Origin of the sequence: Litoribrevibacter euphylliae, from assembly GCF_042646085.1 — a bacterium.
GTDB classification, from domain to species: Bacteria; Pseudomonadota; Gammaproteobacteria; order Pseudomonadales; family Litoribrevibacteraceae; genus Litoribrevibacter; species Litoribrevibacter euphylliae.
The window spans coordinates 163,121-187,906 of sequence record NZ_JBHRSZ010000001.1; the positions used below are offsets into that span (position 1 = coordinate 163,121).

General features: G+C 44.0%; 20 protein-coding genes. 9 read left to right on the forward strand and 11 right to left on the reverse strand.

Going from position 1 to position 24,786, the window contains the following annotated elements; all coding sequences use genetic code 11:
- Positions 1 to 25 precede the first annotated feature (25 nt).
- The 4 genes from ACFOEK_RS00620 to ACFOEK_RS00635 form a co-directional block, all read right to left on the reverse strand.
- Positions 26 to 1,486 (reverse strand): DUF3336 domain-containing protein, encoded by a 1,461-nt coding sequence (locus ACFOEK_RS00620; protein ID WP_386714605.1) that lies wholly within the window; start codon positions 1,484 to 1,486, stop codon positions 26 to 28.
- A 214-nt stretch (positions 1,487 to 1,700) separates the two neighbouring features.
- Positions 1,701 to 3,269, reverse strand: a complete 1,569-nt coding sequence (locus ACFOEK_RS00625) for a sensor domain-containing diguanylate cyclase (RefSeq protein ID WP_386714607.1) — start codon at positions 3,267 to 3,269, stop codon at positions 1,701 to 1,703.
- A gap of 172 nt (positions 3,270 to 3,441) precedes the next feature.
- A complete protein-coding gene (locus ACFOEK_RS00630; RefSeq protein ID WP_386714610.1) occupies positions 3,442 to 5,607 on the reverse strand; it encodes an acetyl-CoA hydrolase/transferase C-terminal domain-containing protein in 2,166 nt (721 codons plus the stop codon).
- Between the two features lie 748 nt (positions 5,608 to 6,355).
- Positions 6,356 to 6,757, reverse strand: a complete 402-nt coding sequence (locus ACFOEK_RS00635; RefSeq protein WP_386714613.1) for a MaoC family dehydratase — start codon at positions 6,755 to 6,757, stop codon at positions 6,356 to 6,358.
- A gap of 188 nt (positions 6,758 to 6,945) precedes the next feature.
- On the opposite strand from ACFOEK_RS00635, the gene ACFOEK_RS00640 reads away from it, so the two are divergent.
- The 6 genes from ACFOEK_RS00640 (at position 6,946) to ACFOEK_RS00665 (ending at position 10,971) form a co-directional block, all read left to right on the forward strand.
- Positions 6,946 to 7,857, forward strand: coding sequence for an NAD(P)-dependent oxidoreductase (locus ACFOEK_RS00640; protein ID WP_386714616.1), 912 nt, complete (start codon positions 6,946 to 6,948; stop codon positions 7,855 to 7,857).
- Positions 7,858 to 7,876: 19 nt separating this feature from the next.
- Positions 7,877 to 8,659, forward strand: coding sequence for a hydroxypyruvate isomerase family protein (locus ACFOEK_RS00645; protein ID WP_386714619.1), 783 nt, complete (start codon positions 7,877 to 7,879; stop codon positions 8,657 to 8,659).
- A gap of 227 nt (positions 8,660 to 8,886) precedes the next feature.
- Entirely contained in the window at positions 8,887 to 9,963 is a 1,077-nt protein-coding gene (locus ACFOEK_RS00650; protein WP_386714622.1) for a hypothetical protein, read from the forward strand.
- Between the two features lie 15 nt (positions 9,964 to 9,978).
- The gene (locus tag ACFOEK_RS00655; RefSeq protein ID WP_386714625.1) at positions 9,979 to 10,335 is read left to right on the forward strand and encodes a hypothetical protein; all 357 of its coding nucleotides are present in this window, start codon (positions 9,979 to 9,981) and stop codon (positions 10,333 to 10,335) included.
- 100 nt (positions 10,336 to 10,435) lie between these two features.
- The gene (locus ACFOEK_RS00660) at positions 10,436 to 10,666 is read left to right on the forward strand and encodes a hypothetical protein (RefSeq protein ID WP_386714628.1); all 231 of its coding nucleotides are present in this window, start codon (positions 10,436 to 10,438) and stop codon (positions 10,664 to 10,666) included.
- Positions 10,667 to 10,695: 29 nt separating this feature from the next.
- The gene (locus ACFOEK_RS00665) at positions 10,696 to 10,971 is read left to right on the forward strand and encodes a hypothetical protein (protein WP_386714631.1); all 276 of its coding nucleotides are present in this window, start codon (positions 10,696 to 10,698) and stop codon (positions 10,969 to 10,971) included.
- A gap of 167 nt (positions 10,972 to 11,138) precedes the next feature.
- Here ACFOEK_RS00665 and ACFOEK_RS00670 read toward each other — a convergent pair whose 3' ends face one another.
- The 3 genes from ACFOEK_RS00670 to ACFOEK_RS00680 all read right to left on the reverse strand — a co-directional run bounded on the left by ACFOEK_RS00670 (position 11,139) and on the right by ACFOEK_RS00680 (position 15,826).
- Positions 11,139 to 12,074: an acyltransferase gene (locus ACFOEK_RS00670; protein ID WP_386714634.1), complete on the reverse strand. Its 936-nt coding sequence runs from the start codon at positions 12,072 to 12,074 to the stop codon at positions 11,139 to 11,141.
- A gap of 347 nt (positions 12,075 to 12,421) precedes the next feature.
- A complete protein-coding gene (gene pta / locus ACFOEK_RS00675) occupies positions 12,422 to 14,566 on the reverse strand; it encodes a phosphate acetyltransferase (RefSeq protein WP_386714637.1) in 2,145 nt (714 codons plus the stop codon).
- Between the two features lie 72 nt (positions 14,567 to 14,638).
- On the reverse strand, positions 14,639 to 15,826 hold the full coding sequence (locus tag ACFOEK_RS00680; RefSeq protein WP_386714640.1) for an acetate kinase: 1,188 nt from the start codon (positions 15,824 to 15,826) through the stop codon (positions 14,639 to 14,641).
- Positions 15,827 to 16,170: 344 nt separating this feature from the next.
- Here ACFOEK_RS00680 and ACFOEK_RS00685 point away from each other — a divergent pair, with 344 nt between their 5' ends.
- Both ACFOEK_RS00685 and ACFOEK_RS00690 read left to right on the forward strand, forming a co-directional pair.
- Entirely contained in the window at positions 16,171 to 16,890 is a 720-nt protein-coding gene (locus tag ACFOEK_RS00685) for a hypothetical protein (RefSeq protein WP_386714643.1), read from the forward strand.
- 1 nt (position 16,891) lies between these two features.
- The gene (locus ACFOEK_RS00690; protein ID WP_386714646.1) at positions 16,892 to 17,263 is read left to right on the forward strand and encodes a hypothetical protein; all 372 of its coding nucleotides are present in this window, start codon (positions 16,892 to 16,894) and stop codon (positions 17,261 to 17,263) included.
- A gap of 108 nt (positions 17,264 to 17,371) precedes the next feature.
- Here ACFOEK_RS00690 and ACFOEK_RS00695 read toward each other — a convergent pair whose 3' ends face one another.
- The 4 genes from ACFOEK_RS00695 to ACFOEK_RS00710 form a co-directional block, all read right to left on the reverse strand.
- Positions 17,372 to 18,640: a DEAD/DEAH box helicase gene (locus tag ACFOEK_RS00695; RefSeq protein WP_386714649.1), complete on the reverse strand. Its 1,269-nt coding sequence runs from the start codon at positions 18,638 to 18,640 to the stop codon at positions 17,372 to 17,374.
- A 108-nt stretch (positions 18,641 to 18,748) separates the two neighbouring features.
- Positions 18,749 to 19,168: a VanZ family protein gene (locus tag ACFOEK_RS00700; protein ID WP_386714652.1), complete on the reverse strand. Its 420-nt coding sequence runs from the start codon at positions 19,166 to 19,168 to the stop codon at positions 18,749 to 18,751.
- A complete protein-coding gene (gene tsaA / locus ACFOEK_RS00705; protein WP_386714655.1) occupies positions 19,165 to 19,896 on the reverse strand; it encodes a tRNA (N6-threonylcarbamoyladenosine(37)-N6)-methyltransferase TrmO in 732 nt (243 codons plus the stop codon). The genes ACFOEK_RS00700 and tsaA overlap by 4 nt, the downstream gene beginning before the upstream one ends.
- 4 nt (positions 19,897 to 19,900) lie before the next feature.
- Entirely contained in the window at positions 19,901 to 22,801 is a 2,901-nt protein-coding gene (locus tag ACFOEK_RS00710; RefSeq protein ID WP_386714658.1) for a putative bifunctional diguanylate cyclase/phosphodiesterase, read from the reverse strand.
- A gap of 572 nt (positions 22,802 to 23,373) precedes the next feature.
- On the opposite strand from ACFOEK_RS00710, the gene ACFOEK_RS00715 reads away from it, so the two are divergent.
- Positions 23,374 to 24,660 carry an imelysin family protein gene (locus ACFOEK_RS00715; protein WP_386714661.1) on the forward strand — a complete coding sequence of 429 codons (1,287 nt, stop codon included), beginning with the start codon at positions 23,374 to 23,376 and terminating at the stop codon, positions 24,658 to 24,660.
- Positions 24,661 to 24,786: the final 126 nt, after the last annotated feature.

Here is a 24,786-nt window from a genome sequence, read left to right on the forward strand (position 1 = left end):
AGACGTTTTTGTCCAGCTTTTTGGATTAACTAAATATCTTTAACTTCAAACGGCGCTTAGTACGCTTGATGCACTGTTCCAGCGTTTGACTGATTTGAGAATGGGCTTTGATCATACTGATTTGTGGCCAAGCGGCTCGTTGCCCTTCAATCATGAATTGTCTCAACATTTCTTGTGTTGGATTCTTTGTGATTTTCATGTAATCGGACACCGTATAACTAGGTGCAATGGTGACATCGCCATAGTAACGTTGAGCCATTACGGTATACGCATGACCTGCTGTTTGTCGGAGCAATTCGGTTGGTGCTTTTTTCCGTAAGAAATCAAATACGCCTTTGCCGTGATATTGCAGTTCCGACTTGATCATTCGCCACGGCAAGTTAGTCCAACTTGGATCGGGTGGATGCCCGCCTTCAGGAATGAACGGCACAATGTGTGGGTTGGTCTGGCTGACTACGTGGTAATTTACATCGTAGAGGTGCGTTAGACGTTCAATCGGTAAGTCACTTTTTACCGAACCATCCACCCAACGGTGTAATGGCAGATACGGGCTGAGCGCGTTATTTGCGTTCTTTTGTATCAGGGTTGCCGGCGGGAAAATGCCAGGGATTGAACAGGATGCCAAAGAGGCACTCCACACAGTTACATAAGGTGAGGTGTAACCACACAGTAAACGGGTCTTTTGGTTTTGAGAGGCCGCAGGAGACACCGAAATGTTAATACTGCGCCCGCTGTGTTCGTAAGCTTCCTGGAAGGTGTAATCGCCTACGTTTTTACGAATGCATTGCTCAAGGTTTTTAGCATCATAAATCCCGCGGCCAAGCAGTAATCCTTTTAAGCCTAAATATTTCCAGGCTTGAAGATCGTGATCATCACGATCGAGTAATTCTGCTAACTCATCATCAGTGCGTGTGCCAATGATGCCTGCAATGATCGAACCTACCGACGACCCCGCAATCACTTGAGGGAGTAGGTTGTGTTCCCAAAGTGCTTTGACAACGCCGAGGTGGAAAAGACCTAAGGTTGCGCCACCACTAAGAAGCAAAGACGGGCGGCCAAAACTGAGAGAGGTATCTTCAAAGAAACCTAACTTCTTATCCAGTGGTAAGGCGTCGATGTCGTTATCGCAAAGGTAATCCAGCGAGTAACATACTTGGTTAACGTATTCTTCGATGAGCTTTTTGGTGCCGATGTAACTTTTTTCATAGAGCTTGTGATTTCCCATGTTGCCTAGGTCATGATGAAGACCTTCACGAAGCGCACGGGTGAGCTGTGCCATATCGTTGGTGCGATGGCAGAGTCTAAGTTGTTCAAGTCGGCGGGAGATTAAGGTGTAGTCGTAGAGAGAGGATTTATCGATGCGTTTCCATTCATCGTTTCCTTCCAAGTGATCCAGTGAAAGCGCGGCGTTTTGCCATTCGTCATAGTTTTCCGCATTAGCCATCTCCTGCTTTAGCTTACGGATAAGCGCTTTTTTATTCCTCACTGAATACTCCCCTCTGATCAAGCGACGACGAATCATTACACAGCTGTACGCCCAGCGCAATGCGTCTTAAGTGGTTTGTTAGTAACTTTTAAGTCTCGGATAAAAATGAAGTATAGAAGCCTGATTTCTATAATAGAAAGTGGTGTTTATTATCAATCTATGTCGTGTAAGAGCAGATGCTTGGCATGTTAAGAAGTTTTCTTTTAGATGTTCTCTAAAGAGGAAGCTTTACGTTTGAATCATTGAGTCGCTTGTAGGTACAGACTTTATTTCGGCCAAACTTCTTCGCGTCGTAAAGTGCTTCATCCGCTCGATGCAACATCATCGCAATGTTGTCGTCTTGCATCGTAGCCGTGGTGACACCAATAGAGCAGGTTACGGTGACAACTTCACCGGTTTCTGTGGTTAAGTTGATTTCTGAGATGGCGATGCGCAGTTTCTCTCCTACATTGGTCGCCAAATACTCTGTGGTTTCGGGCAATAACACCGCAAACTCTTCCCCACCCAAACGAGCCATTAAGTCCGTTTTCCTTAAACAGTCGAGACAGACATTGGTGAATGCTTTAAGAACTTCATCGCCAAAAGGGTGACCGTGGGTGTCATTGATTTGTTTGAAGTAGTCTAAATCCAGAGCAAGAATGGAGAGCGGCGTTTGATAACGCTGAGCTCGTTCCAGTTCTTTGTTGGCGATCTTTTCAAAACTGCGTCGATTGCATAACCCGGTGAGATGATCGGTTGATGCTAACTCTAATAGTTGACGATTTTTCTTTTCTAATTCTTCAGTACGTTTCTCAATGGTATTGACCATTTCTCGTTTATTGGCATTGAGGTTGTCTAAGGTTAATGCTGAGAATTGCATGGTTAACCCCAAACATAATACAAACATCATTATGTGAATCATGCTGATGTAAGTGTCATCAGAAACAAACGGACCTTGGCCATTTGCCGTAGCGACAATCGCCCAAATACTGACTAAGGTAAGGGCGACACTAGAGCCTGCGTAACCGGTATGTATGATTAAAATCAGGAAGATGGGCAGCAGTAGATATAATGTTAGATCTGTGACAGAGAAGGAAATCGCACATACGACTAAGAGGGTGGTAATGGCGGTTAAACCGATCTTATATTCTTTCGCTGACCATGGGTCTTGTTTCACTAACCAATAGCTTTGATACAGAGCGACGACCAAAAAAATTCCCAGCGTATGAGCCATGGTGATGACCACAGTATTTTCAAACCACAGCTGGAACAGGCTCATTTCTTGAAGTACTTGTTCTTGCTGGATCAGTTCTTGTTGAATCATCTCTTGTGATAAATAACCGGTAACCATAAATAAAACGACGATAAACCAGACGGTCACGGCACAGGATGCAAAGGCAATACGAGAGAAAAAGGTTAAAACGTCAGCGCCGGAAGAAATGCCCCGTTGTTGAAAGTGTTTATTCCACAGCTTATGCGCCAACCAGGGTTGTACGGTTTCGATGATAGCTACCAAGGTTAATACCAGTAACGACAAAAAGGCCTTATCGTCATCGTACAAATAGGGCAATTTGATGGTTAAAGAACCCAGAAAAATTGGTAAGGCGGCTACCGGGCCGAGTAACAGAATGGCAAGAAACGCGATGCCTGAAGGGAGCCAGACGGCGGTTAGATGGCCAGGGGGAAAGCTGACAAACGCAATGCCGAGAAATCCCGTGGCTACATAAATAGCATAAACAGCCAAGTACCAAAGACTGGGCTTAGAGATAGAGCCTTCCTGCTCTTTTGATAGTTTGCATTCCATCCTGAGGGCTTTTTTTAGTAGTTATATTAATGAGCAAATTATCATCAGTAATTGGTTACTTATTATTCGCTTACGTTGATTGAGATGCAAGTGTTATTAGGTGGTAGTCGGATAGAGGCGATAAAGTGCCTCTATCGTTAGATTTTCTAAAATTCGACCTTTAGTTAGAGCTTTAAGAAATTACCCCCAATTCATGCAGTTGATGGATCAATAGCTTTTGCTCAATTTTTTCTTTCTGGTTCTTAGTCTCTGTCATCGCCATTCGTTCAAGGAAGGGTTGAACGGATTCTTCCTGGTGGTGATGAGTGAAGGCTTTGAACAAGGTTTTCATCAAATCCATCTTGTGAGTCTGCAAGGCTTTTAATTGCTTGAGGCACGCACCGATTTGTAATTCTTGCTCGGTAAAATCGGTGCCTAATGGGAAGGCAGAGAAGAAACCTTGCTGGCGATAGTGTTCGATAGTATTGGCTACAAACTCAGGTGTATTTTGACGATAGGCTTCAGGAATCTCATAGCTAGCTTCAATTTTTCCAACTTGTTTTGCTTGGTCCAACAGTTCTTGCTGGAAGCGGGAGTCAGTCACATTAAGCATTGCTTTCATCACCTCTACATCGGTTTTACCACGTAGATCGGCAACGCCATACTCAGTAATCACAATGTCTCTTAAATGACGAGGAATGGTGGTGTGGCCGTAGTTCCAAACCACATTGGAGCTGACTTTTCCTTGGCTTTCTCGAGTACTGCGAATCAAGAGAATTGAACGAGCACAAGGCAGTGCGTGAGCCATAGAAACGAAGTTGTATTGGCCGCCAACACCACTCACAATCTTTCCGTTTTCTAGACCATCGGAAACCACAGCTCCGTTGAGAGTGGCCATTAGCCCAGTGTTAATGAAGCGGGCTTCTTTGCGTTGAGCAATCACCAGATCTTCATTAATGAGTAACTGATTTACGTGGCCGACACTGGTCATACCAATCGCTTCTAATTCATCAATGGTCATTTTATGAAGGGCATCGTAGAAATCTTTTGGCCCGAGGAAGAAACCACCGTGCATGATGATGCCGTGTTTTAACTTCTTACCTATGCCGCAGCTTTTTAGCTTATCGACGACTTCGTGTTCATGAGGGCTGTCGCCCAAAGTGCGATTATCTAGGTAAATTTGGCCGTGCTTCCAACTCACACGTTCGTTGAAGATGCCAAAGTGTTTAGCTTTTAGGACTTGTTCTTCGTGGAATAAATCGCCAAAGAACCCTGCTTTAATCAGTTCATCCAAACACTCAGGTGTGAGTTCTTCTTTAATTTTTCCATCGTTGATCAGACGTTGAATGTGTAAGTCGTCATAGACTTTACGTTTTACAATGCCATTCTTGATGAGATGCAAAAAGCCATTTACAAACATCTCACTTGAGCCGTAAAGCCCTTCTTTAAACGGCTCAGTGTCACCAATCTTATCAATCAGAGCCTGATAGTTTTTGGCGCCTAATTTAGCGAGGGCTTCTTTATACACGGCATTTTCGGAATTTTTTAATTGGCAAGCATAGACAATGGCATCGCCTAAAGAGCCGATACCAATTTGCAAGGTGCCGCCGTCTTTCACTAACGCACTGGCATGCATACCAATGGCGAAATCCACCGGTGTAACTGGCATGTTTGGTGGCGCAAACAAGGTGGTGTAGTAATCCGAGTTATCAATCACCATATCAAAGTCGTCTTCATTGACTAAGGCGTCGTTCAACATGAATGGCATTTTCTGATTGATTTGAGCAACGATTTTAATGGTCTTACCTTTAGCGCGCTCTTGTTGAATTAACGGCATTAAATCTACTGTGACGTCGGTGTTACTGCTTAATGAAAGGTAATCCTGGCCATCGTAATTTCCGCGACATACTTGTTGTGCTAATAGGTTCGCGCCATGATCAATCATATCTCGCGCAACATGCGTGTAGTTGCTCAAAATGTAGTGTTGTTGCGCATAGTCGTTGTTAATCATGCTGCCGGATTTAAAGAAAAACTCGCACAACTGAACGTTATCAGGGATCTGTTGTTTTTTAAGATCTGCCACATAATCCGGGCCCACATAACCATCGAATAGACGATCAAATACCGGCTCCAAAAACTTGGCTTCTAAACCCGGTGCCGGTTTAGGACGTTCCAGGGATAACGCTGTGATGATTTTTAAAGAGATGGATGAGTCTTCTTTCGCCCGTCGGTAGAGCTCATTAATAAATTGCGTTGGTTTACCAATACCGAGAGGGATACCTAATACAATGTTTTTATTTAATTGTTGAATTACGTCATTAACGCAATCTTTTACATCACTGTAGTGAGCCTTAGTCATTTTCATCCCCTAAAAACATTGGTTATCTTTCTTATCAGCTACCACATACTGTATGTGGTAAATACGAGTACTCTGTTGATCCTGATCAAATTCTTGGTGGTTGATTAATGTACAGAAGATATCGTAGTTAAACGATCACATAACTAGTGTCGGAAGTAGTTGTTGTAACCGATTTATCACCTTAAAAATAAGAAAACATACGCATGGAGGATACCATTATGACGAACGCTTTTTTCAAAGATTTTCCGATAAAACCAAATAAGGCTTTTTGCCTATTATGAAGTTCAATGGGTTGATGAGTGCATCAATTCATGATCTGGTAACGCTTAAATGGCTGCAACCCTGCGTTACTCTGAAATGATTGTGGCATAAGTGGAAGGGGTATCAGAAGTTCGTGATATGGACTCACTTTAAAACTTTTTCCAAAAGTAAGTTGGAGCTTTCGAAGCCCTTAATGAGCAAGATACAGACTCTAGAGGCGAGTGGTTCGAAAACTTAGAGCGCCATTTTAGAGCGCAATTAAGGCAGTTGGTGAACACATTGGAATCATAGGTTAGCGTCGAGCAAAGGTAAAACAGTGGATGCTTGAATGCCTGAAAAGGGTAGGTTTGAGATCTTGTGTGATGTACCACGAACTTATGTAAAGCGTACGCTCGCTGTTAATTATTAATAGTTACTGCACTTAGTATCTGAATTTAGTAAAAAGGCCTCAGAGTATTCGCTCAGAGGCCTTTTTACTGGTAGCTAATTAACCTTTATATGAGACAACTGCTTCGCCAGAGATTACGACTTCATCTTCATCGTTTACGCACGTAGTGGATAAGGTAATGATGGGTTTGTCGTCGCGCACTTCAGTGACTTCGACTATAGCTGTTACTTCTTGATCCAGATACACCGGCTTTTTGAATTTCAGATTCTGGCCTACATAATTAGTGCCTTCGCCTGGAAGTTGTTTCCCTAACAGTCCTGAAAAAAGGCTGGAAACCAGCATCCCGTGAACAATTCGTTGTCCAAATATGGATTTCTCTGCGAAATCGGGGTCTAAATGAACAGGGTTAAAATCCAGAGATAATTCTGAAAACAGGCCAACGTCATGTTCTGTGAATTTTCGGGTAACCTGAGCCTTCTGACCCACTTTAATCTTCGACATACCTATACTCCTTGGTTTAATCGTCTTGGTGTTAATTTTTATTGTTTAACGGTTCCTTAATTTGCTTTCCTTTCGGGTAGCTCTTTTAATATACGTCACTCAAATGACGCCTTAATGACTTAGATCACTTTTTGATCAAAGATGATGGTTAAGCGAATCGGTAATGTGTACGGAAATAGGTGAAAAGTATGACTCAGCAATCTCTCGTTCTGGGCTTTATTGGCATAGGGTTAATGGGGACGCCAATGACCAAACGACTGTTGGCCGCAGGCTACCAAGTAAATGTATGGAATCGATCTGCTACCAAGTTGGATTCTGTGGTGAATGAAGGCGCTATTGCTAAAGCTTCTATCGCTGAGTTAGTCGTTGATTCAGATGTGGTAATGACCTGTGTTTCGGATACGGATGCAGTCCGGGAGGTCGTGTTTGGTGAACAGGGCATTGTTCAAGCTGTTCAAAATAACAGGAATTCAAAAGCGCGTTATTTGATCGACTTTTCCAGTATCGATCCTGAACAGACTCGAACAATGGCTGATGAGCTCAAGAAAGCCACCGGCATTGAGTGGGTTGATAGCCCGGTATCAGGCGGTGTTGCGGGTGCTGAGCAAGGGACTTTAGCGATCATGTGCGGCGGCGATGCTTCTACGATTGAGTTCCTGACTCCGGTACTTGAACCTCTATCACAACGAGTGACACGAATGGGGCCGGTAGGCTGTGGTCAGGTCACGAAGATTTGCAACCAGATGATCGTAAGTTGCAATGTGTTAGTGATGGCCGAAGTGATGGCGATGGCGGAGAAAGCAGGAGTGGATGCTGGTCAGATTCCTGAAGCACTCAAAGGAGGATTTGCTGATTCCATTCCATTGCAGCTGACTGGTCCAAGAATGGCTTCTCGGGATTTTGATGACGTTAAATGGCACGTCAAAACCTTATTGAAAGATTTGGATATGGCCAATCATTTAGCCAAAACTATGGAGTCTTCTATCCCAATGGCTGGCTTAGGTGCTGAGTTGATGCGGATGCACAGCAGTAATGGCTACAAGGAACAAGACCCTTGTACCTTGATTGAACAATACACGGCTAAAACCAAGACAAACTAAGCGCGGAGAATACGTAATCATGAAGTTATGTGCCAATTTATCTTTGATGTTTACCGAAGTGCCTTTATTAGAACGATTTGCGAAAGCGCGTGCGTGTGGTTTTGAGTCGGTTGAAATTCAGTTTCCTTACGAAGAAAGCGTAGAAGATCTAGTTAAAGCGAAAGAGGCTGCGCAAGTTGAGATCGTTTTGATCAATGTACCCGCTGGCGATCTGATGACCGGAGGTGAAGGCTTAGCTTCGGTGCCTGAATTAACGGAAGACTATTCACAAGCACTGGACTTGTGTATTCAATATGCAACTGCTTTAGAGGTGAAGGCAGTGAATGTGCTTGCGGGTCGCTGCCTTGACGCTGAAAAAGAAACTAAGTACTGGCAGACCTTTGAGTGGAACTTGGTGAAAACAGCGGATGCGTTGGTAGAGCATAATATCCTTACTACCTTTGAAGCCATTAATACCAAAGACATGCCTGGTTTCTTGGTACATCGAGCAGAGCACTTATGGTCACTGATGGATCGTCTCAACCACTCGAACATCAAAGCACAATACGATCTCTATCATATGGCGATGATGGGCGAAAACCTATGGCATGATTTATCCACAAAGTCGGATCAAATTGGGCATATTCAGTTTGCTGATATGCCAGGACGAGGAGAACCAGGAACTGGCGGTTTGGCCTTGAAACAATTCTTCCAGATCATTGAAGACAGTACATACGGTGGGTATGTCGCAGCAGAGTACAAGCCCACCCAACAAACAGAAGAAACCTTAAATTGGATGGGGCCGAGGGTGATGCCGTCTTAGTTAGGGCAGAACGCCTTTTTTGAGTAATGGTCAACGGTGGGGCTATCTGAGTCTAAATTCGTATCTGGTACTTAGAAAACTCGCCTGACCATTCGCTTCTTTTTGTAGGTTATTGACAGCATTCTTATTTTTGCTGTTCAGGTCACACTCTGGTGTTATGACTATCTGATTCTCAATGGTAAAGTTGCGCCTCAAAGGACTTATCAAACATTACCAAAGGATCAGGTATGTCAGATCAAATTCAACTATGCCTCAGTGCGTCCAGCACTACCCAAACTCCATGCTTTCCAGGTAGCCAAGCATCAGAAGAACAGTTCAAATTGGATAATCCTCACCTATCCGGCCCGGTTATCCAAAAGGGAACACCTTACATCATTCGTCCAAACACAGCTCAACCACAATCTTGGCAGCAAATGAGACCGGATTTAGCTTTGATGTTTCAGAAGATTCAATCTTTGTCGGCTTCTGAAAGGCGAAACATATCAGATATGAATGAGTTTTATGGTTCTGAAATGTTATTGGCATTGTCAGAGCTATATCAAAACGAAATTCAGCCTTTTGGTCAACATAGCAAAAGATACTTAACAGATATTGCAATCCCTAAGGCTGTCTCCGAATTTCCAGGGCTTTCTGGGGCAGCGGCGACTGCTATGGAAAGCCGCATGAGTGTCTTTGCTAAATCGGCACTTAACTATCAAAAGGCGTTAGAGCAGGTGAGAGCAGCCCATATTGCGAAGGTTCCTAAAATGGAGCTTATGAAGCTGGAACAAAAAGCAAGAATGCTGCATAAGGAGTTTCATGCAAGGTTCCAAGCTGAAATTAATAAGTACATGGGGAAAGTGGGTAAGCGCGGTAATGTATGGACCAACGCAGAGCGAGGCATTAACCAGGCCAAAGGCGCTAGAACCAGTAAGCCTATTATGCTTTCTTCAATGAAAGAGTTTAATTTGGTTCGAAACTTTGAACGTGCTTCTAACTATGGCGGTAAGGGTATTATTCTTCTGGATGCTGGTTTACGTGTGAATAATGTTCATGCTGATTACAAAGCGGGTAAAGATTGGCAGCGTACGGCTGTGACGGAGACCGTAGGATTTGGTGCAGGAACTGCAGCTGGTGTTATTGTAGGTTCTGCAGTAGCTAAAGCCGCTTTGAGTGTCGCAATGTTCGCAACTCCTGTTGGTTGGGTGTTTGTTATTGGGGCTGGTTTAGTTGCTGGTTATGTTGCAGCAAAAGGCGTTGACACTTATGGAAAAAAATTAGCTGGTTTTGCTTATGATACTAGCTCAAATACAAACTGGTTTTAGATGAGTAGATGATTGATGGAGTTTATATTTTCTGAAGAATTTCTTCTCATTTCAGGGGGGATACTGTTTGTAGTTTGGGGAACTCTGGGCTTTGTTTTTAGAAAGGTCACGGTAGATTACATTGAAGAACAAATGGCCAAGGAAGGAAAAGAGCCTCCTTTGTGGGATAAAGGAATTGGCGCCCGTATAGGCTCTTATGCGGTAGTGATTGCCCGGGGGAAAGCTGTAAACCGTGCTCTTGTGGATGATTACTCGATTATTAAATATACACGCAAAAAAGACTGGTATTTGGCTGTATGCTTTCTTTTGAGTTTAATTATTTTTCTGGTTGTTGTAGCTGTATTCAATTTTATGTATGGGTCTTCGGAATGAGATGAATCTATTTGTCTATCTTGGAGTATTCACTCTGCTTTTTTCACTATTTATAGGAATGGTCTTTAGGAAAATTTCAGTCAATTTTATCGAAGAGAAAATGGCACAAGATGGCAAGTCTTCTCCATTATGGGACAAAGGTATTGGCTCAAGAATTGGTGCCTATGCCGTATTAATCGTAATGCGACGCCCTTCTAAGCGGTCGATTATTGATGACTATGCAATTTTGGAGCATGCTCGAATAAAAGATCGAAGGATTGCGTTTTGTTTCTTGATAACGTTCTTACTTTCAATGCTGTTTTTTGCGTTGGATTACATTCTAACATTGTGACTTCTTAACAAAGTGAGCTTGGTAAGTTCATGGAACAGCTGCTTTCAAAGGAGTTTCTCCTGATTTCAGGAGTAATACTGATTTTACTTGGGGGAATTCTGGGCTTTGTTTTTAGAAAGGTCACGGTTGATTACATTGAAGGGCAAGCCATTGAGGACGGTATTCTACCACCATGGTGGTATCAGAGACTGGATTCGCGAGTGATCGTTTATGCAATGGTTTTAGTAAGAGGAAGAGCTAGACACCCTGACCTTACGGATGATGATTTGATTCTAAAGTATGCTCGAAAAAAGATTGGTATTTAGCGGTTAGTTACCAATTAACTTTCATTTCAGCTTTGACGTTATTAGGTCTTTACTATTTTTTATATGGTCCTTCGGAATAGAGGATAGAAAGCACTAAGTTGTCTATTTTCAAAAAACTAAAAAGGCGATCAATTTATGATCGCCTTTTTAGTTGCTGAGCCGAGCGTTTAAGCGGGGTCTGCAATGGATTGTGTTGTGGTACTGTTTTGTTCTGATTTCAGTTGAGTGATCAGTTGATCTTTTTCCTGCCAAAGTGCGCTAATCCAATCTTGGAAGTCAGCTCTGAACTCAGGGTCATTCGTGTAATCACCTTCTAGAAGCTCGGGTGGAATAATCACTTCTTCCACCACGATACGGGCTTTATTAACCTTGCCACACATGAAAGACCAGTAATCCATCGGTGTACCTTCTTCATAGACGATGGTGATGTTGACCAGTTTATTGATCAACCCATCCATGGCTTCCAGCGTAAAGGCTGCGCCACCGGCTTTGGGTTTCAGTAGATGTTTGTATGGTGAATTCTGGCGTTTGTGTTTTGCTTTGGTAAAGCGCGTGCCTTCCAAGAAGTTAAAAATGGCCACTGGATTATGCTTGTATTTTTCACACGCTTTGCGCGTGGTTTCCATGTCTTTACCCTTGAGATGAGGGTTCTTTTCCAGAAACTCTTTGGAATAACGTTTCATGAATGGGAATTCCAACGCCCACCAGTTTAGACCCATGATGGGAACCCAGATTAACTCTTGTTTTAAGAAGAACTTAAAGAATGGGATCTTGTGATTGAAGATATGCTGCAAGATGGTGATGTCGGACCAAGACTGGTGGTTCGAGGTCACCAGATACCAACCTTCATGTTTGAGCTGATCTAAGCCCGTTACCTGATAATCAAGCTTTTGAACTAAATGCATCCAGGCGCTGTTGCAGGAAATCCAACTTTGGGCAATACGAATGACAAAGAAGTCCGTTACCTTGCGTGCCGCTTTAAAAGGCAATAATAATTTGAATATTGCCGCAGTAAACAGCAGAGGCGTCCAGAAGAGGGTATTAGTAATCAAAAGAATACTAGCAAGGATTCCTCTGAGGGTAGGTGGTAAGAAGCTAAGCATGATAAACCTGTTTTTCAGCTAACACGTGTTAGCTAATTTTATGATGACTTTATTTTAAAACCAAGAGAGAAGGTGGCCTTTTCTAAGGCTTTTCGGACTGTAAATGCGAATAAATGACTTATTTTTGAGGGTGTTTCCCGAAAATCCTTAAGTAAAGCGAGTTGATCTTACTTAAGGCGTTAGTGACTCACCATAACAAATGTTAAGAGAATGGTTTGGTAGATTGATGGGAAATGTTTCCGAAAGAAATTGGTAGCGGCTGAGTTAGAGGCGCTAAAAAGAAAATAACCCAGTAGTGAAGATCTTCAATACTAGGTTATTTAGGGCTTACTTGTTTAGGCTAATACTTACAGCATTTTTTCCGCTGCTTGTTTTGCCTGAATTGCAGTAAGTGCGATGGTGTAAACAATGTCCTCTACCAAGGCGCCACGAGATAAATCGTTCACCGGCTTTCTTAAACCTTGAAGCATAGGGCCAATACTGATCACATTGGCGCTTCGTTGAACGGCTTTGTAGGTGGTGTTACCTGTATTCAAGTCTGGGAATACAAAGACAGTTGCTTGACCCGCCACTGGGCTATCTGGCGCTTTGCTCTTCGCCACGTTTTCAATGGCTGCGGCATCGTACTGAAGTGGTCCATCAAGAATCAGATCCGGTCTTCTTTCCTGAGCAATCGACGTAGCTTTAATCACTTTCTCAACATCAGCCCCTGAGCCTGATTTGCCTGTGCTGTAACTGATCATCGCAACCTTTGGATCAATACCGAAAGTTTTTGCAGAATCGGCACTCTGAATCGCGATATCGGCCAGTAGCTCAGCGTCTGGATCAGGGTTCACCGCACAGTCACCGTAGACCAAAACCTGTTCTGGTAAGCACATGAAGAAGATGGAAGATACTTGCTTCGCATCCGGGCTGGTTTTGATCAGCTGAAGTGCAGGACGAATGGTATTGGCAGTGGTGTGAATTGCGCCTGACACCAGACCGTCCACTTCATCCATTGCCAACATCATGGTTCCAAGCACTACGGTATCTTCCAGCATGGCTTCTGCCATTGGAGCGGTCACGCCTTTGTGCTTTCTTAATTCAACAAATGGTGAGATGTAGTTATGGCGAACTTTGTCTGGGTCAATGATTTCAATGTTGGAAGGTAGTTCAACGCCTTGGTTTTTGGCAGTTTCTAGAATCTTTTCTTCTTTACCGATCAACACACAGTTTGCAATACCGCGTTCCTGACAAATGGCTGCCGCTTGAATAGTACGCGGTTCTTCACCTTCAGGAAGGACAACTCGCTTATTGGCTGCTTGCGCACGTTTAACCAATTGATAGCGGAAGGCGGGTGGCGACATACGGCTGACTTCTGGCAGTTTCAGTAGATCTCTCAGCTCTTCACCGGCAATGTTGCTCGCAACCGAACTCATTACCATGTTGATCCGGTCGGTGTCATCGGTCGGTACTTCGTTGTTCATTTGATTCAAACGACTTACAGTGGAGAAACTGTCCAGCGAAGATTTCATCACAGGTAAACCGCTTTCCAATGCTGGTCGGCAAAGGTCGATGATGCTTTCTGGTGGCGTGTAGTCACCAGTTACAACAAGACCAGCTAATGGCACACCTTTTAGGGCAGCGAGTGAGACAGCCATAATGATGTCGTGGCGATCCCCCGGTGTGATGATCAATGAACCGGGTTTCAAGGAACCAGTCATGTTGGCGGCGGTTCGAGCGCATAACGCCATGTGATCTACGCGACGCTCATCGGCTTGTCCTTTATACACAAACTCCGCTTTCAGGTGATTGCAGACGTCCGTAGTTCTTGGCGAAATCAAATCCGGAGACCAAGGGATGGTTCCTAACAGACGATGAGGACCATGGAAAATGCTCAGAGATTTGATGGTTTCAATTTCATCAAATTCGCTATCGGTCTGAACGGTGATCTTGGCATCAAGAAGGCCTGCTTTGGCTGATGGACTGTTTAGCTTGTTAACAATAACGCCAATGACAGTGTTCTTTTTGCCAGAACCAAATAGGCTGCTGGTGATACTGATGCGATCTTCAAATTCTTTGTAGCTACCAAACATGGTTGGCGAAGCGGTCAGTAATACCGAAGCATTTAATGACTGAGCCATCTCCACGTTGAGTTTGGCAATGAAAGGTTCGTTTTCAGGAACCAGGCCTTCAATAATAACCGCATCGAAACCATCAGCGGCTTGTTCAACCATGCCTACGACTTCTTCCATTAGGCGGTTTAGCTTACCGTCACCAATCAACTTTTGGGCGTATTTCAAGGAAATCGGTGTTGGTGGCTCTAGAGTCGTAGTGTTCTGAACGATACGGGTTGAGCGCTCAGGCCCTTCATCGTATTTATGTATTTGAGCAATGGGCTTAACAAAGGCGACTTTTAGACCTTGCTCGTCCAAAGCACGGAGTAGACCAACGCTGATAGACGTTAGACCCGTGCTGGAACTGACCGGGGAGAGAAAAAGTTTTATTGCCACAGCAGATGTCTCCTGCTTAATAATTAAATAATGAGAAAATACGGTTCAAACTGGTTTTACTGGATTACTGCTTCACTGAATAGCTGCTTGAGTATCTTTTGCAATCATCCACTCTTCATTGGTGTTGACGACGTAAGCTGGTGTGCTTTCAGGCTGGGTAATCAAACCGTGCTGTGATTTACCTGCGCTTTTGTTTTGCTCATCGTCTATTTTGAATCCTAAAACAGCAAGCAGTGCCAAGACCCGTTGACGAATGGCCACGGAATTTTCGCCAATGCCGCCGGTAAAGATCAGCCCGTCGATGTGGCCTAATGGAACAGCTAACGCGGCAATGTGTTTTGCCAAACGATAGCAGAACACTTGAATGGCTAACTCGGCTTGCTGGTTCCCATCCTGGCTTGCTTGCTCGAGAGTACGCATGTCGTTGCTTAATGAGGATAAGCCAAGCAGACCGCTCTTCTTGTTGAGTAAGGTATTCACCTCGTCAATCGACATCTTCATCTGTGAGCATAAGAAGTGATGCAGGCTTGGGTCGACATCACCGCTGCGTGTCCCCATCACCAAACCTTCCAATGGCGTTAGACCCATGGTGGTGTCGATGCTCTTACCGCCTTGAATGGAGGCTGCGCTGCAGCCATTACCCAGGTGGGCACTGATCAGGTTCAATGATTCAAGCGGCTTTCCGAGGGTATCGGCCAGAGCCATAGAAACGTATCTGTGACTGGTGCCATGAAAACCGTAACGGCGAATGCCTTGTTCTTTATAGAGTTCATACGGAATCGGATAGAGATAGGCTTGCTCTGGCATCGTTTGGTGAAATGCGGTGTCGAACACTGCTACATGCGGCACGTTGGACAACAACTTTTGACAGGTTCTGATACCGATCAGGTTAGCCGGGTTATGTAATGGCGCTAAGTGATTACAAGCTTCGATGGCCAATAAAACCTGATCATCAATGACGGTGGAATCGGTGAATTGTTCGCCACCATGCACGACCCGATGTCCGACTGCTTGGATCGTCTCTAACAGATCTTGTTGCTGCAAATGATCGAGAATGGTTGATAACGCTTTGTCGTGCTCGCCGTTGGGAATGTCGATGATGATTTTGTCATTCCCTGACGACTTAATGGATACCACGGCTCCTGTATCTCCCAGTCGTTCAGCCAACCCGGTAATAGGTTGTTGGCCTGAAGCGCTGTCGACAACTGAAAATTTAAGGGAGGAGCTACCGCAGTTGATCACTAATATATTTGAACTCATGAAGAGAGACGTTCCTTTATCTTGAGTTGGATTCGGTGGCTATTCTAATCACCGCATAGTTAAAGTTCATGACTACTGTCAATAAAAACCAGAGAACTTCTAAACAAGTCCATGACAGATCGAGTTGGAGAAATCCAAAGCGCTGATCATCGGGGTAACAGAAATCAGGACTCTGACATAGAATACTCGGTCTAAACTTTCATACACTATAGCGTATATAACTGTTTGAAGTAGTTAGAAGTTTCTACAGATTATTCGCCTTGCATTAGACTGTAAACTATTAAAACTTGTTATACTGATAACAATTTATTACATCTGAATAAATCAGAACTTGAGGGTTAATGATGAGACAACTGGTTATCTTGGTAGCGGCCATGTTTTTAGCTGCATGTGCTGCGCCACAGAAAGTGATTTCAGAAGCCGAACGCCAACAACAAGCGGTTCAGTGGGCCATCACAGAGGAAGTTAAGCTTCGATTGGTAGCGGCCGATTGTGCTCAGTTGGACGGTATTTTAGAAGCGGCAGCGAACTATGCGGTACGTGATTGGCATTTGCGAAATGGTGAGTTAATCAAGTCTGCTGATGAGCATTTTACTTATCATATGGCCATGTTTAATCAGGGTAATTGGGATGGGGCAACGGCCATGTCTCAGCAAATGGTGTATGCAGCGGTTCAGAACGCTGAGCAACAATCAAATGCCATCCTACAAGTAGACCCAAAAGAAAAACGTAATGTCTGTTTATCCACGTTGGATCGCTATAAGCAGGGGGGATTTGACCTTGTGCAGATTAACCCTCAAATGGCAGCTCAGTTAAATGATTTAAAGAGCAACCGCTCCTTACAAGAGCAAAAAATGCAATTACAGCGCGCGGTAGTCAAAGATACTCCCCGTACTGGTCGCTCTTTGTATTTAGTGGAGAAATTGTGGGCAGAAAAAGAGTGCCCAAGAGGTGCCGTGAAGGTATTGGTTTCGAACTGGCCGGATGAAGTGTATCAGGGCAGCTGTAACAATGAATCGGTTGTCATTGCATGTAAGTGGGGCAACTGCAGGGAGATGAAGTAGTATGAAGTTTGGTTTTACTCAAGGTCGTTTGAGTGGGCGTGCTGTCAGTCTGTGTGGTGCGGTTTCGGTGTTCGCTCTGTTATCAGGCTGTAGTGATGAAATGCAGTTACTGAATGATGAACGAACGTTGTTTGGTGGTTGCCATAATGTCTATCAAATGATGGTGAAAGGTCAGCCACAACCTATGTTACGCGCTGATGCTGTATTCACTTCTGAAACTACTGATGAGCACTTTTTGACTCTTACCAAAGGCGATGATGGCATCGAAGTGGACATTACCAAATGCGATCAAGATTCGTTGGCTATGTTTGACCAGCCAATGGAGGCCATGGAAGGACCGGCAGGTCGAGTGGTTGGTAAGTTGATTCGTTAGCGTGTGATGAATCATAAAAAAGCCCGGAATTACGAGTCTGTAATTCTGGGCTTTTTTATGTTCGGGATCTGAGGCACTCTGCCAATGTTTAACGTGAGGGTAACAACATTATTTTTTGCGTTTTAACGGCGCCATGCCATCGGCATTGCCTTTGAAGTTACCGCGTTTCGGTTTGGAAGGCGGTTTCTTTGAATGATTGCGATTATTTGGCTTACCTTTTTGTACGGGTGCTAGCGGATCGTTATCAAGCGGAATGTAACGATCCAAATAGTCTCGAATGGCATTCAGGGCTTCAGTGTCTTTTCCTGATGATACAAACGAAATAGCTGTGCCTTTACGTTCAAGTCGGCCGGTGCGTCCAATCCGGTGTACGTAGTCTTCTGGTTTCGTCGGCATGTCGAAGTTGATAACACGTGTGACGTCGAGAACGTCCAAACCACGCGCACCCAGATCTGTGGTGACGAGGGTGCCTTGAGCAAGACTCTTAAATTTCAACATGGCTTCATCGCGAGCAGTTTTGGCCATTTTTCCGTGCAGTGAAACCACTTCCAAGCCTTGTTCGGTCAATCGTGCCGACAGTTGTTCAACTGCGGCGCGAGACGTGATGAAGACGATGTTCTTTAATTTAGGCTGCTCTTTGATCAGATGAGTTAATAAATCAAATTTCTGAATGATGCCCTTAAGACGATAGAAATGCTCTTGAATGTTGTCGAGTGGTTGATCGACGGTATCGATAATGTGCTCTATTGGTGCTGACATCACCGATCGTGCAACGTCCAAGGTATCCGGATGATCGAGTGTTGCCGAAAACAGCAGTGTTTGTCGATCTTCCGGGCATTGTTCAATGATGTAATTCAAATCGTCACGGAAGCCCATGTCCAGCATACGGTCGGCTTCATCGAGAATCAGCACTTCCAATCGGCTGTAGTTTACGGTGCCGTTTTGAGTGTGATCGATTAGACGACCCGGGGTAGCAATCAAAAAGTCGACCGGCTTTTTAAGGTACTTTTCTTGTTCTTTAAGGTCTGATGCGTTGCTCATTAATTCACAACGCAGATTGGTAAACGTCAGTAGCTCTTTCAGCTTCTTGTGTAGCTGGTGAGCCAGTTCTCGCGTTGGGCTCATGATGATACAACGAGGCCCACGGACATCTCGTTCTGCTGGTTTAAGCAGTAGCTGAGTGACTGGTAGCATGAATGCCAAAGATTTTCCTGAACCTGTACGTGCACAGCCGATGACGTCTTTGCCAGCCAAAATATCGCCGATCACGGCTTCCTGAATTGGCGTTGGAGAACGGAACCCGTTAATGCTCAATGCTCGGGTTAGGGATCGATCTAAATCGTATTCTTTAAAGTTGGCTATTTCAGGAACGGTCATTCAGGTACTCAGTTTGTTAGGTGATAAAACGCGTTGCTCAGGAACCTTGTTAGAGCAATAAGCGCTAAGTATATATCAGTGAGCGAGATCATACAGTTTGATCGGTATTTATTGTGTCTTTTGTTTGGCTGACCGTTCGTTTGGAACATGGTTGCTCTTAATATGGTTGCTCATAACATGGCTACCAAGAACATAGCCACTGAGTAGTAAGCCTGCTCCGTTGGCGAGTAAATCCAAGAGTGAAAAACTACGATAACCTGTGAGCTCTTGTAAGACTTCGATGGCGAAACTAAAACAAAAAAGAGTTATCCACAGGGCAGGAAAGAAGGGTTTGTTTGGGTAACTTTTGGATACCAACAACCCGAGAACAAAATAGTTGGTAAAGTGAATGATCTTATCAAGGTGAGGAATCCCTTGATTGGAAGAGGTCGGTATTAAGCACACAACTATGGTGGTAACGAGAAGCCCCCAAAAGCAGAGTTTGAAGAGGGTGGTTGCTGTTGTACTGGTTGTTGATAAATTTGTCACAGCTTTATGACCTCAATGACCTCAATGCTGTTATCTTCGACACGCCATTTGATGTCGAGATCATAAAGCTGAATTGAAAAGTCATTTCGATTGGCCTTGGTTCTCATATACGCCGGTCGAGGGTCTTGTATAAGAACCTCTTGGATAAAGCTTGTGAGATTTGGGTATTGCTGTTGGTGGATGGCTAAATCTTGGTTAGCTTGGTTTGAGAAATGAACGTTAAGGGTTTGTTCGGGCTCTTTCTCAAATACACCCGCTTGAGCATCAGGCAGGCTGTCGCTGTATGGAATGTAAGGCTTTATGTCCAAAATGGGTGTTTGATCGAGTAGGTCGTGTCCTGAAATATGTAATCTGACTTTCCCGTGTTGTATTTCTATTCGATCAAAGCGCACTACAGACAAACCGAGGTTATTGGGTCGGAAGTTTGAGCGTGTTGCGAAGCAGCCAATCTTTTTATTTCCACCCAATCTTGGAGGGCGAACGCTGGGTTTCCAGTCGGCATCGGCGGTTTGATGAAAATAGAACTCTAGCCAAAGGTGTGAGTATTGTTCGATGCCGTCGAAGGCTTCTGGTCGACTGTATTTTTCATGAAGCTCAATAATGCCCGTGGCGTACTTTACCAAACCGGGTTGTCTTGGGATTCCGAATTTCTGTTTGTAGGGTGAGAGTACGGTACCGATAGCTTCTACAGAGAATGTCTGTGATGAAGAGGAAATAGGGGTGTTCACGATGTTATTGGAGGCCTTTTAAAAGATCCGGTGCGCGTTCGTCTTCTTTCAATAGATCCAGAAAATCGTCAGCGGGGAGCGGTTTGCTGAAATAGAAGCCCTGCATGTAGTTACAGTTATGGTTGATCAGGAACTGCAACTGACTGCTGTTTTCAACGCCTTCGGCCAGTACTGTCAGCCCTAACTTGTGAGCCATTGCTATCACGGCCGTAGTAATGGCGGCGTCGTCTTTGCTGCGATTAACGTCTTTGATAAATGAGCGGTCGACTTTCAGTTTATCGATAGGGAATTCTTTAAGATACGCGAGTGACGAATAGCCGGTACCAAAATCGTCAATGGCCAGTGAAATGCCTTTGTCATGCAGTGCTTTCAAGGTTTCTTTTGTGGACTGGACATTTTCCATCAGCATGCTTTCAGTCAACTCTAACTCTAGGCATTCTGGTGGAAGCGTATGATTATAAAGTGCGGCTTCGAGTTCTTGCAGAAGCTGGTCTGGTCGTTTGAATTGGTAGGCGCTCAAGTTAATGGCAATCTTAAATGGCCCTTTAACGTGCGCCATAAATTCACGGCAATAAGCGCATGATTGATGAATTACCCAATTTCCAAGTTCCGCAATTAAGCCAGTTTCTTCGGCAAGTGGGATAAATTGCACAGGAGAAATGGGGCCACGTTCCGGATCTGTCCATCTCACTAAGGCTTCTGCCCCAACCACTTCTCCGGTTTCAATGTCGACTTGCGGCTGGAAGTGAACGTCCAGCTCTTCATTTTGTATGGCTTGTCTGAGTCGATGTTCCAGATCCAATCGCTTCACCGCCTGAGTATTCAGATCCGGCGTATATATATGATAGGAGTTGCCTTGTTCTTTCTTCGCTTGATACATGGCCAGATCGGCGTTCTTTTGCAGTTCCTCAACGGTTTGGGCGTCCTGTGGGAACAGAGTGATACCGATGCTGCCGGTTAATACCACCGAGTTATCGCCGATAATAGTTGGCAGTGAAATGGTATCCAGAATGCTGCTGACTAAGTTCACAATGGAGCCTTTGGCTAACACATTCGGGATCAAAATGGCGAATTCATCTCCGCCTAGGCGGGCAAGAGTATCTTCGGGTGTTAAGTGATCGCTGAGGCGTTCTGCGATTTGTTTTAACAAGCGGTCACCGCTGTGGTGTCCTAGAGAATCATTGATGTGCTTGAACCCGTCCAAATCTAAATACATCAAGGCAATGATGTTCTTGGAGGTGTTTTCTTCAATTGAAGACTTAATTCGCAGCGTCAGTAGGTTGCGATTCGGTAAGTTGGTCAGAGGATCGAAGTGCGTTAGCTGATTAATTTCATCTTGCGCCAGATAGAGTTCGGTTCGGTCTTCCAAATGCATGATGTAATGGGAAACGTCACCTTGTTCGTCGTGCATAAAGGAGAGTTGCAGGTTACTCCAGCGAAGGTGACCTTGACGATCTCTCTGAACGACTTCGCCATACCAAGGTTGATTGCTGCTGACGTGGTCGCGAATGCTGCGATGAATTAGCGGGTTGTCTTCAATCGGACAGAGTTGGCTGAACGGACGGCCAATTAACTGCTGTTCATCATAGCCACTGGTTTCACACAGCTTTGGATTGATGTATTCAATCATAAAGTCTGTATTGGTCAGAATAATTGCGTTAGCACTGGACTCAATAATGGTGGTTAGTTGTTTCTGCAGCAGCGCATTTTGCTTTTGAATATTGCTCTGACTGAGCTGATTGATGCGATAACACACTTGCGTTCGAAGTTGCTCGACTAACGCCATCACAGCGCTATTTAGTTTGCTTGCTTTGCGAGTAAAGAGAATCAGAGTGAATTGTTCATTCAGTTGGTCGTCCAAATTAATCACGGTCAGAGAACTATTGGCATCAATGACTTCGGTAATTTCTTTAGGGAGTTTTAATTCTGAAACGCGGCTGTAGAGTTGAATCCCATTGTTAGGATCTAACATGCGATCTTCGAAATGGTTTTTCGAAAGAAAGTGTTGGGTTTGTTGTCCAAGCTCAGACACCATACGGTATGAGGTGGTTTGTGCTTTGTGGTCCGTTTCGAGCAGAGCGACGTAATCAAATAACGAGAAATTGGCAAGACGATTTGCCAGTTGTGTGATTAGCTCTGTGGCAGTGCCTGCCTGAATATTTAATAGATCGTCAAAGCGTTCGATAAGTTGTACTTCAAATGAATGTTCATGCTCAAACGACGACTTGTAAGAGTCAGGAACGGTTTCAATGTCTTTAAATTGAACCAGCAGAACCAGAGACTTTTCCATGGCAAAGGAAGAGATATCCAGGTTCAAGGTTACGATGCCATGATTACTGGGAAGACTAAGAATGCTTGAAGAACGGCCATGTTTGAGCCAGTTCGCAAGGTACTCCTTCATAGCCCTAGGTAACAGTAATTGATCACTTCCTTGGTTGACCAGATTCAGTACACGCTTGGCTTCATTATTTGCTTGTTGAATTTCAAAAGAATCGGCATAGACCAGCATCACGCCTTCCTGAGACAAGGAATACAGTGACTTTAGGTGGCTGGTGGTATCAGATAGCGAAGTTTCCAACTCTTTCTCGCGTTTGGAATAGCTGGGTAGTACTTTTGGAAGGAACCAGCTGATGGAGAGTAAACCCAGAGATAGCGCCATGATCCCTGAAATCATCTGGGGAACTTCACTTTGAATTTGGAAAAAGGTACTGAACTGAGGAAGGGACAATAAGCTGGTGAGGACTAGGGTTGCAATCAAGGTACTATGAAAAGCAAGAGCGACACTGATCTTTCGTGTAATTTTGGAGTGCTTCTTACTGCTGTAAAACAGATAGTATGCACTAACGGCTAGCCAGACTAGGCAGGCTGCAGATAACGCAATGTTTGCAACAAAACTAAAATGCATACTTCATCCAAGTGTTAGCGCTGTCCATTACTGTGACTGAATGTGGTTGATACACAGCATGGCTTCTTGTTTTGGTGGACCTTCAGTGGTCATCATTCAAAAATTATTGGCTTAGTTAGTAGCCAAACAGGTTTTTGAGTTCGATCGTAGGGCTTCCTATCCGTCTTCTCTGTTTTTTAACACGAATAATAACTGTAGAACAGTTTCTGATAGATCTTCCGATAAAGTGTTCAATAAGAAGGATTAGTATAGAAATAGCCAAATAAAATCAAGTAATTAATGAAAAAGTATAAGAACTTGGTTTAAGTGTGGGAAGAGCTGTTTGTCGGTTTCTGCCAAAAGTGTTGAAAGGCGATAATCAATTGATCTCAACTTTATTGTTAACGGCTTAATGAAATGCGCTTGGGTAGTTCATCTGGCAACAAAAGCTTTACCTGTAAAAATACAAGATGATAATTTAAATAGGAATGAGTATTATTAGCTAATAGTAAGTATTAATAGTAGGGAATTCTTTCCTATTAGGCTACTGATTAAAAAAATATTTCATAGAAGTTACTACCTGAGGTTAGAAAATGAATAAATCGCTTTTGCTGGGTGCAAGCATTGCGCTGGCTGGATTAACAGGCTGTTCTAATACGCCAACAACGAATGTATCCGAAGATACCGTATTACAGAATTACTCTGACATCGCATTCGCTGTTTACAGTGACTCTCTTGAGACTGCAAAGGCGCTTAAAGTGGCAACCGATGCGTTGATTGCTAATCCGTCAGAAGAAACCCTTCAAAACGCGAAGGCTGCTTGGAAGGCTGCTCGAGTTCCTTATCAGCAAAGTGAAGTTTACCGTTTTGGTAATGCAGTAGTTGATGACTGGGAAGGTGACTTGAACGCATGGCCTTTGGATGAAGGTTTGATTGATTATGTTGCCTCTAACTACAACCGTAACTCTGCAAATCTTGAAGAAGGTGAAGAAATAGATCAGTCGGCGGTTTACTCAGTTGTTACTAATCCAAATCTGGACATCGATAATGATGGCAAGGTAGATACAGCTGAAATCAATGCGTCTTTGATTGCCAGTCTCCATGAACTTCGTGGTGGTGAAGCCAATGTTTCTCGCGGTTATCATGCCGTTGAATTCTTGTTATGGGGTCAAGACTTGAACGGTACGAATGCCGGTGCAGGTAATCGTTCTTACACCGACTATGTCAATGGCGAAGGCTGCACCAGTGGCAACGCAGCGGCAGATGCCGCTATTTGTGTTCGTCGTGGCCAATACCTAACGACTTCTATGGAAATGCTGGTTAGTGATTTGGAAACTATGGTGGCTGAGTGGGATTCTGCAAAAGATGGGAACTATCGCGCTACTCTAGTTGCTGAAGGCCAAGAAGGCATTAAGAAAATGTTAATGGGTATTGGTGAATTGGCTGGTGGTGAGTTGGCTGGTGAGCGTATGCGCGTTGCTTTGGTAGCGAATGATCCTGAAGACGAGCATGATTGCTTCAGTGATAACACCCATTACTCACATTACTACAACATCAAAGGTATCCAGAATGTGTATCTTGGTCGTTACGTTCGTGTGAACGGTGATGTTGTTGAAGGGCCGTCTGTAAATGCGTTGATCGCAGCAGCAGATGAAGCCGCAGCTAGCCAGTTGGAAGCAAAGATCGAAACGGCACGTCTAGCGGTAGAAGGTCTTGTTACATCGGCGGAAGATAAAGCTAATCCTCAGGCATTTGATCAATTGATTTCTCCAAGTAACAAAGCAGGTAATCAAATCGTTCAGAAGTCTATCGACAGCTTGCTTCAAGTAACAGAAGCAACCGAAGGTGCTGCTAAGAAAATTGGTATCACTGAGCTGTAAGCTACTTATAAAACTGGATGGTTTAGCTAAAACATCCAGTTAAATAGTGCGCTATAAAGGGAGAGGTTGATGTATATCAGCTTCTCCTTTTTTATTTAATTGAAAATAATAATGATTTTGATTTGA

Excerpts from the sequence above, each read along its gene's own strand:
- ACFOEK_RS00630 (WP_386714610.1), bottom strand. The coding sequence starts at position 5,607 with ATGACTAAGGCTCACTACAGTGATGTAAAAGATTGCGTTAATGACGTA.
- ACFOEK_RS00625 (WP_386714607.1), bottom strand. The coding sequence starts at position 3,269 with ATGGAATGCAAACTATCAAAAGAGCAGGAAGGCTCTATCTCTAAGCCC.
- ACFOEK_RS00715 (WP_386714661.1), top strand. The coding sequence starts at position 23,374 with ATGAATAAATCGCTTTTGCTGGGTGCAAGCATTGCGCTGGCTGGATTA.
- ACFOEK_RS00710 (WP_386714658.1), bottom strand. The coding sequence starts at position 22,801 with ATGCATTTTAGTTTTGTTGCAAACATTGCGTTATCTGCAGCCTGCCTA.
- ACFOEK_RS00695 (WP_386714649.1), bottom strand. The coding sequence starts at position 18,640 with ATGACCGTTCCTGAAATAGCCAACTTTAAAGAATACGATTTAGATCGA.
- ACFOEK_RS00640 (WP_386714616.1), top strand. The coding sequence starts at position 6,946 with ATGACTCAGCAATCTCTCGTTCTGGGCTTTATTGGCATAGGGTTAATG.
- ACFOEK_RS00670 (WP_386714634.1), bottom strand. The coding sequence starts at position 12,074 with ATGCTTAGCTTCTTACCACCTACCCTCAGAGGAATCCTTGCTAGTATT.
- ACFOEK_RS00680 (WP_386714640.1), bottom strand. The coding sequence starts at position 15,826 with ATGAGTTCAAATATATTAGTGATCAACTGCGGTAGCTCCTCCCTTAAA.
- ACFOEK_RS00650 (WP_386714622.1), top strand. The coding sequence starts at position 8,887 with ATGTCAGATCAAATTCAACTATGCCTCAGTGCGTCCAGCACTACCCAA.
- ACFOEK_RS00635 (WP_386714613.1), bottom strand. The coding sequence starts at position 6,757 with ATGTCGAAGATTAAAGTGGGTCAGAAGGCTCAGGTTACCCGAAAATTC.
- ACFOEK_RS00690 (WP_386714646.1), top strand. The coding sequence starts at position 16,892 with ATGAAGTTTGGTTTTACTCAAGGTCGTTTGAGTGGGCGTGCTGTCAGT.
- ACFOEK_RS00685 (WP_386714643.1), top strand. The coding sequence starts at position 16,171 with ATGAGACAACTGGTTATCTTGGTAGCGGCCATGTTTTTAGCTGCATGT.
- ACFOEK_RS00645 (WP_386714619.1), top strand. The coding sequence starts at position 7,877 with ATGAAGTTATGTGCCAATTTATCTTTGATGTTTACCGAAGTGCCTTTA.
- ACFOEK_RS00665 (WP_386714631.1), top strand. The coding sequence starts at position 10,696 with ATGGAACAGCTGCTTTCAAAGGAGTTTCTCCTGATTTCAGGAGTAATA.
- ACFOEK_RS00655 (WP_386714625.1), top strand. The coding sequence starts at position 9,979 with ATGGAGTTTATATTTTCTGAAGAATTTCTTCTCATTTCAGGGGGGATA.
- ACFOEK_RS00660 (WP_386714628.1), top strand. The coding sequence starts at position 10,436 with ATGGCACAAGATGGCAAGTCTTCTCCATTATGGGACAAAGGTATTGGC.